Source organism: Brevibacillus migulae, from assembly GCF_004521915.1.
GTDB lineage: Bacteria > Bacillota > Bacilli > Brevibacillales > Brevibacillaceae > Brevibacillus_F > Brevibacillus_F migulae.
Genome location: NZ_SDKD01000030.1, coordinates 1 through 13,213 on the forward strand (window position 1 = coordinate 1; position 13,213 = coordinate 13,213).

At 49.6% G+C, this 13,213-nt stretch carries 15 protein-coding genes; 6 read left to right on the forward strand and 9 right to left on the reverse strand.

The genetic code is table 11. The features are described from left to right. Window positions 1-68 precede the first annotated feature (68 nt). Together EIZ37_RS23055 and EIZ37_RS23060 are read right to left on the reverse strand one after the other, a co-directional pair. The gene (locus EIZ37_RS23055) at window positions 69-836 is read right to left on the reverse strand and encodes a TSUP family transporter (RefSeq protein ID WP_134687114.1); all 768 of its coding nucleotides are present in this window, start codon (window positions 834-836) and stop codon (window positions 69-71) included. Between the two features lie 102 nt (window positions 837-938). Next, the gene (locus tag EIZ37_RS23060) at window positions 939-1,379 is read right to left on the reverse strand and encodes a DUF2243 domain-containing protein (protein ID WP_134687115.1); all 441 of its coding nucleotides are present in this window, start codon (window positions 1,377-1,379) and stop codon (window positions 939-941) included. 304 nt (window positions 1,380-1,683) lie between these two features. Between EIZ37_RS23060 and EIZ37_RS23065 the strand changes: the two genes are divergently transcribed. Beyond that, a complete protein-coding gene (locus EIZ37_RS23065; protein WP_134687116.1) occupies window positions 1,684-2,292 on the forward strand; it encodes a superoxide dismutase in 609 nt (202 codons plus the stop codon). Window positions 2,293-2,784: 492 nt separating this feature from the next. Further along, complete coding sequence (locus EIZ37_RS23070; protein ID WP_134687117.1) at window positions 2,785-3,681, forward strand: cation diffusion facilitator family transporter; 897 nt, start codon at window positions 2,785-2,787, stop codon at window positions 3,679-3,681. Window positions 3,682-3,908: 227 nt separating this feature from the next. On the opposite strand, the gene EIZ37_RS23075 is transcribed toward EIZ37_RS23070, so the two are convergent. After that, a complete protein-coding gene (locus EIZ37_RS23075; RefSeq protein ID WP_134687118.1) occupies window positions 3,909-4,820 on the reverse strand; it encodes a LysR family transcriptional regulator in 912 nt (303 codons plus the stop codon). A 210-nt stretch (window positions 4,821-5,030) separates the two neighbouring features. On the opposite strand from EIZ37_RS23075, the gene EIZ37_RS23080 reads away from it, so the two are divergent. Continuing rightward, a complete protein-coding gene (locus tag EIZ37_RS23080) occupies window positions 5,031-5,495 on the forward strand; it encodes a DinB family protein (RefSeq protein ID WP_134687119.1) in 465 nt (154 codons plus the stop codon). A gap of 64 nt (window positions 5,496-5,559) precedes the next feature. Next, the gene (locus EIZ37_RS23085; RefSeq protein WP_134687120.1) at window positions 5,560-5,937 is read left to right on the forward strand and encodes a nuclear transport factor 2 family protein; all 378 of its coding nucleotides are present in this window, start codon (window positions 5,560-5,562) and stop codon (window positions 5,935-5,937) included. Window positions 5,938-6,172: 235 nt separating this feature from the next. Here EIZ37_RS23085 and EIZ37_RS23090 read toward each other — a convergent pair whose 3' ends face one another. Beyond that, window positions 6,173-7,174, reverse strand: coding sequence for a metal-dependent hydrolase (locus EIZ37_RS23090; RefSeq protein ID WP_134687121.1), 1,002 nt, complete (start codon window positions 7,172-7,174; stop codon window positions 6,173-6,175). A gap of 168 nt (window positions 7,175-7,342) precedes the next feature. Between EIZ37_RS23090 and EIZ37_RS23095 the strand changes: the two genes are divergently transcribed. Then, window positions 7,343-7,636 (forward strand): MFS transporter, encoded by a 294-nt coding sequence (locus EIZ37_RS23095; RefSeq protein WP_134687122.1) that lies wholly within the window; start codon window positions 7,343-7,345, stop codon window positions 7,634-7,636. A gap of 16 nt (window positions 7,637-7,652) precedes the next feature. Next, a complete protein-coding gene (gene mutY, locus EIZ37_RS23100) occupies window positions 7,653-8,762 on the forward strand; it encodes an A/G-specific adenine glycosylase (protein ID WP_134687123.1) in 1,110 nt (369 codons plus the stop codon). Window positions 8,763-8,818: 56 nt separating this feature from the next. Here mutY and EIZ37_RS23105 read toward each other — a convergent pair whose 3' ends face one another. The 5 genes from EIZ37_RS23105 to EIZ37_RS23120 form a co-directional block, all read right to left on the reverse strand. Then, window positions 8,819-8,980, reverse strand: a complete 162-nt coding sequence (locus EIZ37_RS23105) for a YrzI family protein (protein WP_134687124.1) — start codon at window positions 8,978-8,980, stop codon at window positions 8,819-8,821. Window positions 8,981-9,135: 155 nt separating this feature from the next. After that, window positions 9,136-9,297 carry a hypothetical protein gene (locus EIZ37_RS26145; protein ID WP_167569094.1) on the reverse strand — a complete coding sequence of 54 codons (162 nt, stop codon included), beginning with the start codon at window positions 9,295-9,297 and terminating at the stop codon, window positions 9,136-9,138. A gap of 482 nt (window positions 9,298-9,779) precedes the next feature. Further along, window positions 9,780-10,004: a hypothetical protein gene (locus tag EIZ37_RS23110; protein WP_134687125.1), complete on the reverse strand. Its 225-nt coding sequence runs from the start codon at window positions 10,002-10,004 to the stop codon at window positions 9,780-9,782. A 70-nt stretch (window positions 10,005-10,074) separates the two neighbouring features. Then, on the reverse strand, window positions 10,075-11,331 hold the full coding sequence (locus EIZ37_RS23115; protein ID WP_167569095.1) for a DUF3999 family protein: 1,257 nt from the start codon (window positions 11,329-11,331) through the stop codon (window positions 10,075-10,077). Between the two features lie 16 nt (window positions 11,332-11,347). Further along, complete coding sequence (locus tag EIZ37_RS23120; RefSeq protein WP_134687127.1) at window positions 11,348-13,111, reverse strand: DUF2339 domain-containing protein; 1,764 nt, start codon at window positions 13,109-13,111, stop codon at window positions 11,348-11,350. Between the last annotated feature and the right edge of the window lie 102 nt (window positions 13,112-13,213).

Consider the following 13,213-nt stretch of genomic DNA (forward strand, 5'->3'; position numbering starts at 1 on the left):
AAACCCCAGTAAAATATGGGGTTTCTCGTCAGTCTGAAGCACCGGTCTCGGTGCTTTTTTCTTGCTTCCTACATCAATAATTCATAGACCATTTTGGAAATGAGTGTGATCGATACAATCAGGAACAATGGCCGTACATAGCGCACACCTGTTTTGACCGCCATGCGCGCACCGAGCGTAGCACCGAACAGCATGGCGACCCCCATCGTTAACCCGACAACGAAAAGGACCTTTCCTTCCCATATGAAAACCCCGAGGGAGGCGAGATTGCTGGCCAGATTCAGGATACGTCCGTTACCCGCCCCGATGACAAAATCATAGCCAAACAGCAGGACCATCATGAACACGAAAAAGGAACCAGTTCCAGGTCCGAAGAAGCCATCATAAAAGCCGATGATGAAGGTGAGCGGAACGCCCCAGCCCAAGGTGAACTTGGTCAGCCCCTTCAACTTGGTGTCTTTGCCAAAATTCTTATTTTTCAGCGTGTAAAAAAAGATCAGAACCATCATGACGATGACAAGCGGGCGAATGATCTCTGCAGGAACAAGCAGTACCGTCTTCGTCCCGAGCAAGGCCCCGATAAAGGATACCGGGAACAGGATGAGCATCAGCTTTTTGTCATACTTGCCCATACTGATGAACGTCGTGGAGCTGGTTGCCGAGGACATCGTGCCGGCCAGCTTGTTGGTGCCAAGCGCATAATAGGGGTCGATTCCCAATCCCAGCAAAGCGGGGAGAGAAATGAGTCCGCCGCCGCCTACACAGCTATCGATGAATGCGGCGACAAATCCAAACAACGCCAAAAACAGGATCGTGGATAGGTCTAGTTCAAACAATGGATTCACCTGATTTCAATAAGATGGGATAGATAGACCTAGTCTAACACGTCCCCCATTCTTTTCAAGATCTATTGAATTTCCATAGAACGAACCAGCATATTATCTCATGCGAAAACCTGTGTTTTCCGCACTGCGCTTGAGCCCCCAGCCGATCAAAATCAGCAGCAGCCCGGAGATGTCAAAGGAAATATCATAGTAGAACTGCTCAGGGCCCGGTTTGACGTGATGAATCTGCAGGATGTGATGGTTGATGATCCCTTCCAAAAAATTGAAGACCCCCGCCCCAAAAAGCACGCCGCCTGCAAACGTGCGCATGTTGCTCGTTGGATGGTCAGGGTCGCTTTTCCATAACAGAAGACCAGCCCAGAAAATGATGATCGTCACGAACAAGTGAAAGTAACCGTCGCTCACGATCTGATGAAAGCGATCGGTATGCATATACACACTGTGCCATTGCAGAATCTGGTGAAACACAATCCCGTCCAACATGCCGATCGTGCCGACGCCAAGCAGGAATGCTCCCCAAAACGTGGAACGCATTCGCGATGCACCTCCAAAGGGTCATAATTTTTTAGTATGGGTCAGGAGTCCGATAAATATTCAAAAGTCCCATCCGCCAGATTGCAGATGAATGGAGGGACTGCGTCCAATAATGCCTATGCATCCGCGCATTCGTGGAGAAATATCCTGTCGTTCCTGGAGGATGTGTTGGCAAAGTAAATTCAGGCGGATGAGGCAAATGCAAATATTAACGAAACTTTTGCAACTGATTTGTTGTGATAGTGGTATGATTGGTTTATAATGAATATGGTAGAGTAACCCAATTATCAAGGAGGAATTTCACATGGCTCATCAACTGCCTGAATTGCCTTACGCACATAATGCACTGGAACCACACATTGACGCTCAAACCATGGAGATCCACCACGGTCGTCACCATGCTACATACGTGAACAACCTGAATGCTGCTCTGGAAGCTCATGCAGATCTGCAAGGAAAAAGCATCGAAGAACTGATCGGCAACCTGGATGCAGTTCCAGAAGCAATCCGCACTGCGGTTCGCAACAACGGTGGTGGACATGCTAACCACACACTGTTCTGGCAAATCATCGGACCAAATGGCGGCGGTGAACCGACTGGCGCATTGGCTGACGCGATCAATGCAGCTTTCGGCAGCTTCGATAACTTCAAAGCTGAATTTGCAAAAGCGGCAACTACCCGCTTCGGTTCTGGCTGGGCTTGGCTGATCGTAGACGGCGGCAAAGTAGCAATCACTTCCACTCCTAACCAAGACAGCCCATTGATGGAAGGCAAAACGCCTATCCTGGGTCTGGACGTATGGGAGCACGCTTATTACCTGAAATACCAAAACAAACGCCCTGACTACATTGCAGCATTCTGGAACGTAGTAAACTGGGATGAAGTAAGCAAACGTTTCGAAGCAGCGAAATAAGTTTCACGGCTAGTACAGAACGGCATGCCCATTTAGAGGGTGTGCCGTTTTTTGTAGTTATGATGCTTTTACAATTTTTAGAGCTGGGGCGAAGCAAACGCCACGTGAGGAAGGGAAGAACGGGACGAGGCGCAGTTTTTGCCACACCTGCTGAGGTGGAGCTTGCAAAAGCGGTACACGCTTGTCGCGCAACCTCGACGGTTGAATACGCTTCCTCGAAACTTTTGCGCGACGTACCGTTTTTGCAAGCGGAACCGGACAGTCTTGCTCCCTTGTAGGTGTGGCAAGTACGAAGCCTCGCCCGTTCTTCCCTTCCCCCACCACAATGTTTGCACAGACCAAACTTGCACAAAGCCAACTTTCTTTCCCTCCCCCTGCTTTCCTGCCCCGCCACAAAAACGTTTCTCTGGACTAACATGGCTTTTGTTTTTTAGTATAGGGAAGGCAATAATATTGTCGTGTTTGTCTGTTGAACGGAGGTTGTGTGCAGCGATGCAAGGAGAACAGAGTGATACTCGCTACCAAATGGGGAGAAAGGGTGTCTACCTAAGCATTTTCGCCTATTTGCTGCTATCTGCCACAAAGATCGGATTTGGTCTGGCAACCGGTGCAAAAGCACTTGTAGCGGATGGGTGGAATAACGTTTCGGATGTGTTGGCCTCTTTGGTCATCCTGTTGGGCATGTGGATCGCCCAAAAGCCGGCAGATCATGATCATCGTTATGGCCATGTTCGCGCCGAAACGATGGCATCGCTGATTGCGGCCTTTTTGATGGCAGTCGTCGGGGTGGATGTCCTGAAGCAGGCAATCGGCGCTTTCCTCAGAGGCCCGATACTTTCCGCTCCGGATCCGTTGGCCATGTATATTGCGGTTGCTTCGGCAGTCGTGATGTACCTCGTATATCGATACAATGTACGAATCGCGAAACAAACACAGAATGCCGCCATGATGGCGGCAGCTTACGATAATCGCTCCGATGCGTGGGTTAGCCTGGGGGCGGCGCTCGGTATTGGTGCAGCACAGCTCGGTTGGTATTGGGCGGATCCAGTATTGGCAGTCATCATCGGCGGATTGATCCTGCGCACGGCTTGGGAGGTTGGCTACGAGGCGATTCATTCCCTGATGGATGGGTTCGACGCCAAGCGATTGGCCGAGATCGAGGAGCAGATCGAGCAGATCGATGGCATCCACGAGGTCAAAGATATACGTGCCCGTTACCAAGGGAGCGCGGTCCATGTAGATGTGACGATCGGCGTTGACCATCATCTGACCGTAGTCGAGAGCCATGAGCTGACCGAGCGGGTGGAATCCCGACTGATTGGCAAGGAAGGGATTGAGCGGGTCTACATTCATGTGGAGCCAGCCAAACGGAAAATGGCAAAGGTGTAATCCGCTGAATTCACCATTTGATTCTTCCATGGAATGAAGCTTGGTTTCCGTAACGTGCTGGCGAGCTTGTTCATGGTTGCAATGTTGCTGACGATGGGCTTGTGCGGGTGGGTACTTCAATCTATTGGAACAAAATACCTTGAAAAGTAAGACACCCCAAGCCGAACTGATGACTCCATGCAAAAAGCCCGGTTAACTGAAACCGGGCTTTTATGCTGTCAACATGTTCAGCCTAACGATCGGTTGCTGTGTTCAATGACGCTCTGAATATAAGACTGCAATACCTCGATGAACAGTTTGGCCGCTTTGCCCATAAACCGGTCTGCACGGTAAATGATACAGATGTCTTGACTTGGTGTAGGATTCAACAGGGTGACGGCGGTGATATTATCTCGATTCAGATTATCGACTAACAAGCGGGGGAGAATGCAAGCTCCTATGCCTTGCTCGACCAAGGATAGCAATGTCGACAGAGTGGACGTTACAATCGGACTGTCGAGCGTGATCCCCTTTTGCTGACAGCAGGCATTAAGGACCTTTGAAATTTGGTGTTCCGGACCGAACGTAACTAGCTTCATATTCTGCAGTTGCTCAAAAGGAATCGCTTTCGCTTTTGCAATGGGGTGATCTGAGGGTACTGCCAAGACGAACTCCTCATGGAACAGCGGTATCACTGCGATACGATCATCGGGTTTGTCGGGTGTTGTAGTAACCCCGAGATCCCGGATACCGTCGACAACCTGTTCGTACACATCTGTCGACTCAGTGACCTTTATCGACAGCTTCGGGTACGAGCGATGAAAGTCGATAAGCAGGGCGTCAAACAAAAGATCCCCGTCGCCGGGAAGAATCCCGATGTCCAGCTTACCACCCTCCACTTTCTTTAAATCCGAGATGGCCCTTTCAATATAGTCAATGCGTTCGAAGATAATCTTGCTCTGCTCCAAAAGGACTTGCCCTGCATCTGTTAAAGCAATCCGCCTGCCAATGCGATCAAATAGCGGAAGTCCAAGCTCATTTTCCAAAAACTTTATTTGTTGACTGAGGTTCGACTGGGTCGTACAGAGATTTTCTGCCGCTTTGGAGAAGTGCATCTCCTTGCATATGGCCGCAAAATACTGGAGCTGTCTGAGTTCCATTTTTTCACGTTCCTCTTTCCAATTTTTGTACAGTATAGAAGCAAATTACTTCCATCCAGTATAGCGAAGATATGGATGATTTGCACGAATAGATAATCAATCGATTAGTGAGACCGATCAATTGCATCGGAATCGTGTGATTGTTGCATATTCAGGGGAGAGCTACACTTGCATTAGAGAGAAACATCAAAAAAGAGGAGGCATTATCATATGAGTCAAACAATTATCCACACCAGTAAAGTGATTCGCCAGGTTGTCATTGGTCAGGTTCAAGCAATTTCCGAGGAACAGCTCGACGTACAGCCGAAGGGCTTCAACAACACAATCCGATGGAATGTCGGTCACATGATCTATTGGATGGATCAGTACTCCACGCTTTGTTTCGATTCTCCATCCCGGATTCCGGATCAGTATGAAGCGCTGTTTGCCTCCGGTACGAAGCCATCTTCGTGGACAACAGCTCCCCCGAGCAAAGAAGAGTTGCTTCAATTGCTAACGATGCAGCTTTCCCGCCTATCCGAGCTGACGCCTGAGATGCTGAATGCACCATTGAAATCGCCCTATATCATGGGCCCATTCCAATTCGATACAGCAGGCGAGCTGTTCAATTTTGCTCTGGTTCACGAAGGAGTTCATCTAGGTACAGTTTCAAGCCAGCTTAAGCTCATCAAATGAAGACCCTACGCTCGGGTGCATAGAGCGAGCTGGTTCACACAATGAAATTAGGAGGCTTGTTAAGATGAAAATCCATGAAGCGTTTGATGCTTTTAAACGTGCTCTCGAAACAGGGCATACAATCGATTTCCTTGAAAAGGTTACGGATGATTTTCATTTCTTCGTGCCACTCCCACTGGATGGGTGGAATCAGAAGCAGCAAGGCCGAGAACGGTTCGAGGAATTAGTCAGGTTTGAGCGCTCGGTATTTCAGATGAGCCTCACTCCGCTGATCGAGCTAGAGAATGAGAGCTACGGGATGGTAGTATTTCGCTCGGAAGGATTGCTGAACGGTAGACCTTTCCGCAATGAGCTTTCAGTCGTCTTCGAGTTCGAGAAGGATCGGATCCGCTCCTTCCGCGAATATGTAGGCATGCCGTTAAAAAACTACGAGACCCCGTAAAGGACTTCCAAGAACTTTACCGCTTATTTGAAGACAGAAAATAATAGCGCTGATTTCCCTTTCAGTTCAAACATAAACAGCGGTCAATCCAAAACCTTATCTTAGGTCTCAGGTTGCCGCTGTTTCATTTATCGTGGTCGGGCTATATCCTATTTTTCTGAGACTGACGATTTTTTCGTACGAGAACGTAGCAGGATCAACATAGACAGTCCAGATCTTTATTATCAACGAACAGCTAGTTCAATTGAATCTCTTTTTCCGGATCCAGTTTTTTGGCAAGCTGTTCTTCCCCGCGATGGATCCAGCCGGCAAAGGAATCGCGGATGTTTCGTTCCTTATCCATATAGACGACAGCGATAAACATGTATTGGCTCTTGCGTTGAAAGCGTGCCCGATAGCGCAAATCCAACCATCTGATCTCATAGCCAAAAGGCTGTTCCTTGACCTCGGTGTGTACATAGCTGGCAAAGGAAAGGAACGATTTTACTTTGGGGTCTTTCATGGCTAATGTGACCAACTCATTCGACGGCTTGATCGCAAGCGTATCGAAAATCAGAGCATCACCATGACTCAGCTCTCCGACATGCCAGTGGGTATCGGTTTTTACCAAAAAGGTCCACTGACTCCAGAAAAGCGTTGGGAATACGGTATAGCTCCCTTTGAGTCCCACGATTTCTTGTACCTGTTGCACCGCCTTGTTCCGCGCTTGGATGCGCACGATGTAGTAACCGGCAATGAGCAGATAGATCCACAGGAACGTGACACCAGGATTCGCTCCCGCCATCCATAGCATGAATCCGACGAGATGCAGCAAAAAGATAAAGGGGTCAAAGATGAAAATGGCATTCAAGGCGATCCATTTCCGGTTAAAGGGGGACAGTCCTTGTGTGCCGTAAGCATTAAACAGGTCGACAAACACGTGCAAAAAGACGGCAAGGAAACACCAGGCAAGCAAGTGGAGCCAAGCGGTTTGCGGCATGAAACATTGAATGAACCCAAATGTGGCAATTGTCCAAGCAAACAGAGCGGGGATGGAGTGGGATATTCCGCGATGATGACGGATATAGGCTGCGCTGCCGAACAGGCGGGTAAAACCGTCCAGATCGGGAGCTTGCGAGCCAATGACGGTGCCGATCATCACCGCTTCGGCCAACCCGGGTGTCTGCGCGACAAGCGGATCAAGATGGGCGAGTCCTGCCAGACCAAACCCCATTGCAAAATGAGTAGCGGTATCCATGAAGCGTGCGTTCCTCCTTTAATCCAAACAAGAGGCAAGGTACATACTCCTACTATTATAACGCGCGAAAAGGCCAAACACTATTCCTACGGAGGAAAAAAAGCAAGACAGGCTTGTCTGCAAAGAGTGACTCCTGTACGATGAAAAGATGAACAAGGAGGGGTGTCGATGAACATCACCGTGTTTATGGAATACAAGCTGAGCGAAGAGAAACGGGACAGCTATTTTCAGCAGATCGAACAGAGCAAGCAAGGCATCGAAGCGCGCGGTGGCCAAAACTATTGCTGGTATGAGGCAATCGAGCAGCCACAATTGTTTGTAGAGATGTTTACGGTCGATTCGTATGAACAGTACGAAGCCATCAAAGCATGGCGGCAAAATGACGTCGCTTTTTGTGAGCATATCGCAGGAGGAGCGGCCAAGCTGCACGTCTGGGCGTTCCGTCCCTTAGAAGTTTCTTGAGACACAGGAGTGAACCATGAGCGCTTCAAAAAAGAAAGAGTTATCCTATCGTCTGCCTGAAGAATTTCAAGTGTTTGGCTTTTCCAAGGATTTGCTCGCCTGGTATGACAGCCAAAAGCGGGATCTGCCGTGGCGAATCAACCGCGACCCTTATCGTGTCTGGGTGTCCGAAATCATGCTGCAGCAGACTCGAGTCGAAACGGTAAAGCCTTATTACCAAAATTTCATGGAGAAGTTTCCGACTGTGGAAGCGTTGGCCGATGCGCCGGAGGATGAGGTGCTGAAGGCATGGGAAGGGCTGGGCTACTATTCCCGCGTGCGCAACCTGCAGGCGGCGGCCCGTGAAGTAAAAGCCAGCTATGGCGGCGTAGTTCCCGATACCCCTGAGGAGATTTCCAAGTTAAAAGGGATCGGCCCCTATACGGCAGGTGCGATTCTAAGCATTGCCTACGAAAAGCCGGAGCCAGCGGTCGATGGCAACGTGATGCGGGTCTTCTCCCGTCTGTTATTGATGGATGATGATATCGCCAAACCGGCTACGCGAATCAAGCTGGAGCATCTGATCCGTCAGGTTATCCCAGAGGGGCGAGCGGGTGACTTTAATCAGGCCCTGATGGAGTTGGGAGCACTTGTCTGTGTGCCCCGTACACCGCAATGCCTGACCTGTCCGGTTTTCGACTACTGTCTCGCCAGAAGGGAAGGCGTGCAGGAGGAGCTGCCGGTCAAGGGCAAAGCGAAGGCGCCACGCCCCGTCACTTACTTGGTGGCAGTGATTCGAAAAGGGGATCAAGTGCTGATTCACAAACGTCCGGAAAAAGGTCTCCTCGCAGGCATGTGGGAGTTCCCGATGGTGGAAACGGACGAGATCAAGTGGGCCGAAGACGTGCTGCCGGATCAGATCGCGCAGCGCTACGGCGTCGAATTGTTGGTAGAAAAGCCGCTTGCCCAGATTCAGCATACCTTTTCGCATTTGCAGTGGACGCTCCATGTCTATTTGTGCGAAGCAACGGGACAGGAAGATCTGGCCTCCACCGTTCGCTATGTACGGACAGATGAGCTGGAGCAATTTACGTTTTCGGTAGCCCATCACAAAATTATTGAGGCGCTTCGCTTGGCGAGCAGCTAACAAAAGGAAACTCCCTTGGCATCGATCGACAGACGATGTTCAAGGGAGTTTTTGCATTACAAGCGCGTACAGTATTCAGGCAGCTGGGAGATTTGCTCCCAGCGTTTGCTTTCCAATTGTTGAATCATTTGCTGTTGCTGATAGTGGCTAGCCACTTCTTCCGGCTTCACCTTTTTGCGTTCAATAATGACCGTGAACAGGATCATTGGGATTTGCATCGCTTATTCCCTCCTCTCCAAAATAGCGTTCGCCAGTCAGGTGCCATCCAGCGCCTTGGCGGTTGTGAATTTAAACAAATGGCGACGTTGACGTCTTTTCATTTGACATTCCTCCTTTGGATAGAAAGCTAAAACCATATGGTTGTTGTAAGAAACTAGATGCGGCTCACAAATTCAGGATATTGGGCAGCAGACACCTTGAAAGCTTCCGCAGCTTGGTTCAAATACTGCTCACGTTGGTATTCCGCGATCTGCTCCGCACGAGAAGCAACGTTGCGCTCGATTTTGATGTGGAAAAAAATGAAGTTGAATATCATACACGATCACCTCCCTTCAAAGAAATAGATTACAATTTTGTAAAATTCAACCACATTCAGGATACAAAAAGGCCGTAGTTGCATATGCTTCCTACGGCCTCATCTCTGAAAAAGGGTGCAAAAAGACCGTAAGTCTAGTAGCACCTACGGTCTCGTTCGCACGTAACAATTGTTTTGACGATAAGGATCCTTATCGTACGCCGAAGTAGGAGGTACTACCGTATGAAGTTCCTGTTACTTTATCCAGAGCCGGTGCGACGAAAACAGTCATCAACATTTTGGTAACCTCCTTCCTTGTGATTGAATGTACTCATAGAATATTGGAAAATCCTTCCCTTGTAAAGAGGTTTATTAAGAAAAATAAAAAGAAAGTTTATTCAGAAAAAACACTCAGTTCAAGCGTTTGGGGCTTCGCGGATACCTTGGAAAGGAAAAGTACCACACGGCTTGCGCATTCTTACAAGCCATGTGGCAGCGTCTAGTCAGTCATATACTGGCACAGAAGAATGATCCCAGCCTCCGCGATCTCCGCCTACAGGTCCTCGGGCTTCCAGCTCATGGATCACCTTCGAATGCAAAGAGACACCCTCGGCATTCAAATAGGCGGCCAGCTCCGACATGGCGTGATGAAAGTAAAGAAGCTCATTCAGTTCCCATTGTTTCACCGGTGTCATGGTCAATTCGGAAAGCTCTCGTCCTATATACACGGTTCATCCCCCTTTTCGCACCTTTCTAATATGTTCCAGAAGGAAGCGATTCATGCAAAACAGCCCCCGGTTACCGAGGGCCGTTCACTTGCTTCATGGTACGCACAAGCATATATCCGACAGCGATGACAGCCGCGATCAGGATGCCTGGCAAAAGAAAGGGAAAGCGTTCCGTAAAAGGTTGCTCCTCGGGAGGCGGGCCTTGGTAGCCAGGATTCTGCTGACCGTATCGCATGACAGCATCCGGTGTACTGCCGGTAGCTTGCGAGAGGAATTCACCGACGTCATAGCTTGGCGCAGACAGCTCCGGATTCCCCCAGTACGCTTTCAAAGGGAACGGTGCTTTCACATTGGCCGGAGCCTTAACCAGCAACCGGACAGGGTATGTTCGGACCGTTACGCTATCGATCGGAATGGGCGCATTGTCCTCATCCGCGATCCGTAAGCGCAAAAACCGGTAGGAAACGGGAGGATAGGAGACGCTCAGCCATTCATCTGTCGCATCGAGTCCTCGATACACATAGGAGCTTTGAATCGGCTCCCAATTTTCCGTACGCGTATGGCTTCCTTCCAGCACGACCTGCCGATGAAAGCCAAACTCTTTTGTGCGGATAGAAAAAACGCTGGAAACGGCATGCGGATGAATCAGATCAGCCAGTACCATAGTTTCCCTCGGTTGCTCATGTGTCACAGAAAAGCTTGGCGTCCATTCGTTTCCGTTGACAGTGCCTTTTGCCTCATTGGCAATGATCGCATAAACACCCGCTACTGGATGCTCGCCATCGTTTGATTTGGTCAACAAGACACGTAAGTACGGATACTCAATTCCAGCAAGATCAAGCTCATTGGTGCGTCCTTCGATGCCGAACAGAGTGATCGGCCGCAGCTTTTGCCAGGTGGAGTTATCACTGCTTCCAAATAACTCCCCTTTGACGACATACGGCTCGCCGGAAAGCTGGATGCGCAAGGCAGTGGGCTTTTCTTGAAGGGTGTCGAGTTTTACCGTGAACCCATAGCTGCCATCGGGAAATGTCCCTGTGTTGATCGTTTCGACAGCTGCTTCCTGCCGTACGGGAGCATCGACGGCCGGTTCCTCTGGCAGCCTGGCGTAACCAATCTCCTGTTCTCCGGAAAACAGGCGCAGATCATGCAGATCGGGAGAAAGGGTGGAGAACAGCCCCGGATCCAGCTCCAGCGTGAAAAAGCGTTTGTTTGCTTCGATACTCATGTCCTCAGACATATGCGCGAAGCTTTGGCGTTCCGCAGCGGCTGCCGTGATGCTGGTTGAAAAGAGCATCATGGCAGCAAGGCACACTTGCAATCTCATCGGCATGACTCCTCTTTTAAAGCAAATGCTTCTTTTTCTGGTAGATAAACGAGATGCCCAGGCTGAGCAGACCAAGCACAATAAACAGCAAAATTTTAAAGATGGTCGCAAGCTCGGCCAGATCGATGAAAAAGGCTTTCAGGATCACAAGCCCGATTAAACCGAGCGCCGTAAAGCGAAGCGTCCGACTATGCCGCTTCAGCCCAATCACAAACAGGGAGATCGCATACAGCATCCAAATGATGCTTAACGAGATTTGCCGTGGTGAAGAGAAGAAATCGGTTTCGATCAGGGAGAAATAATGCTCGTTTTGCAGCGTCAAAAATTCAAACAGGAAGAAAAGCAGCAGTCCCTTCAAGACGCGGGCGACAGTCGGTTTCTCCTCCTGCAGCCTGGCGATTCCGTAGTAGGCTGCAAGCATGAAGAGCGCCATCAGTGTAGGGATATTCAACAGGAACAGATCTTCATATTCAAGATTGAACAACTCAATCTGCGTCGCGCATGTTCCGAGAGCAAGAACGATCATGCTTCCGTAAAACAGTCTTGGCACCTGCAGACGTTTTGCCATGTACGCCAAACCGATGGCTTCTGCCAACCATGCCATGCCAATCGAGAACCCTTCGAGCTGCAGGGGAATTGCCAATGTTACAAAGATAAAGGCAACGATGAACAGGCTGTAAGTCTGCATCCGATCGCTCCGGTTCAGGCGATGGGACAAGCGGCTGAGGTACATATACAGGATCGCCAGCAAGAGCACGTAAAACCCGATATAGTCGCTATCGAAAAGATCGGTAATCAGCAAACTGCTCTCTCCGAGGAAAAACATGGCATTCATCAGGATCAGGGAAACATCTCCGCCCGTTGACGTGCGTTTCTGACGAATATTGTAGATTGAGGCGATCCCGAGAAAATAGAGAAAGAGGATGACGGAATAAACAAGCGAGCTGACTTCATCATGAGGCGAAAAGGTGAAAAAGCCGATCGCACCGATGACGAGCGCAAGATGACTGAAAGCAAAGCTCAGGTAACGCAGCGAGTTCCATTTCTGATAGATCGATACAGCCAATACGCCGCCTGTGAGCAACGCATAGTAAGCATAGTAACCTACCAGGCTGCCGCTTTCTTCTCCGACGAGAAAAGGAGTCGTATAGCCGCCAATGATTCCGAGAATGGCGATGGTTAAAGATTTGTGCCGGATCGCCATGAAGACGGTTAGCACGGTAATCAGCGCCATCATCGCAAAGGCAAGCAGCGAAGGGATCAACTCGTAAAAATTGTAGGCCGCATAAATGGAAAAGAAGAGTGCCAGGCTGCCGCCGCCGAGTAGCCCTTGGGCATAGCCGGAATATTTCTCCCGCAGCTTTTCGCCAAATCCAAACATGGCCAACCCGAGCAAAATGCCCAGCGAGACCCGGCCAATCGGTCCGATCCAAGCATTATCAATGGAATATTTCAAGAAATAGGCCAATCCTAAAATAACAGCTACGACACCGATCCGATTCAACCAGGTGCCGCCGATTTTCATTTCCAGCTCCTTATCCCGGCGTTGGTCAGGTGCGGGAGGTGGTGGCGGAGACGCGCTTGGCTGCTCGGCAGCTGCCGGAGTCTCAGTCTGGAGCGGGGCAATGACAGCGGGAGGCTGCTCAGCTGCCTGGTGGTGAGCTGCGGTGCGGATCGCCAGCTCATTCTCCAGGTTGGTGAGCCGCAGCATCACTTCTTGTTGATTGCGCTTCAACATGTGGATGTCCCGCTGTATTTCTTCTAAGGATCTTTGCTTCAAAGGAATTGCTCCCTTCCCCAAAATTGGAAATGCTTTAATTTATTATAGCAGATGTGTATGATAAGAAGGGAGCGTTTTTAGTACCTGATAATAATAGTTAGT

Bases quoted from the DNA above. Each gene is read 5' to 3' on its own strand.
- EIZ37_RS23090 (WP_134687121.1), bottom strand. From the start codon at position 7,174: ATGGATACCGCTACTCATTTTGCAATGGGGTTTGGTCTGGCAGGACTC.
- EIZ37_RS23095 (WP_134687122.1), top strand. From the start codon at position 7,343: ATGAACATCACCGTGTTTATGGAATACAAGCTGAGCGAAGAGAAACGG.
- EIZ37_RS23060 (WP_134687115.1), bottom strand. From the start codon at position 1,379: ATGCGTTCCACGTTTTGGGGAGCATTCCTGCTTGGCGTCGGCACGATC.
- mutY (WP_134687123.1), top strand. From the start codon at position 7,653: ATGAGCGCTTCAAAAAAGAAAGAGTTATCCTATCGTCTGCCTGAAGAA.
- EIZ37_RS23075 (WP_134687118.1), bottom strand. From the start codon at position 4,820: ATGGAACTCAGACAGCTCCAGTATTTTGCGGCCATATGCAAGGAGATG.
- EIZ37_RS23105 (WP_134687124.1), bottom strand. From the start codon at position 8,980: ATGCAAATCCCAATGATCCTGTTCACGGTCATTATTGAACGCAAAAAG.
- EIZ37_RS23085 (WP_134687120.1), top strand. From the start codon at position 5,560: ATGAAAATCCATGAAGCGTTTGATGCTTTTAAACGTGCTCTCGAAACA.
- EIZ37_RS23065 (WP_134687116.1), top strand. From the start codon at position 1,684: ATGGCTCATCAACTGCCTGAATTGCCTTACGCACATAATGCACTGGAA.
- EIZ37_RS26145 (WP_167569094.1), bottom strand. From the start codon at position 9,297: ATGATATTCAACTTCATTTTTTTCCACATCAAAATCGAGCGCAACGTT.
- EIZ37_RS23115 (WP_167569095.1), bottom strand. From the start codon at position 11,331: ATGAGATTGCAAGTGTGCCTTGCTGCCATGATGCTCTTTTCAACCAGC.
- EIZ37_RS23070 (WP_134687117.1), top strand. From the start codon at position 2,785: ATGCAAGGAGAACAGAGTGATACTCGCTACCAAATGGGGAGAAAGGGT.
- EIZ37_RS23080 (WP_134687119.1), top strand. From the start codon at position 5,031: ATGAGTCAAACAATTATCCACACCAGTAAAGTGATTCGCCAGGTTGTC.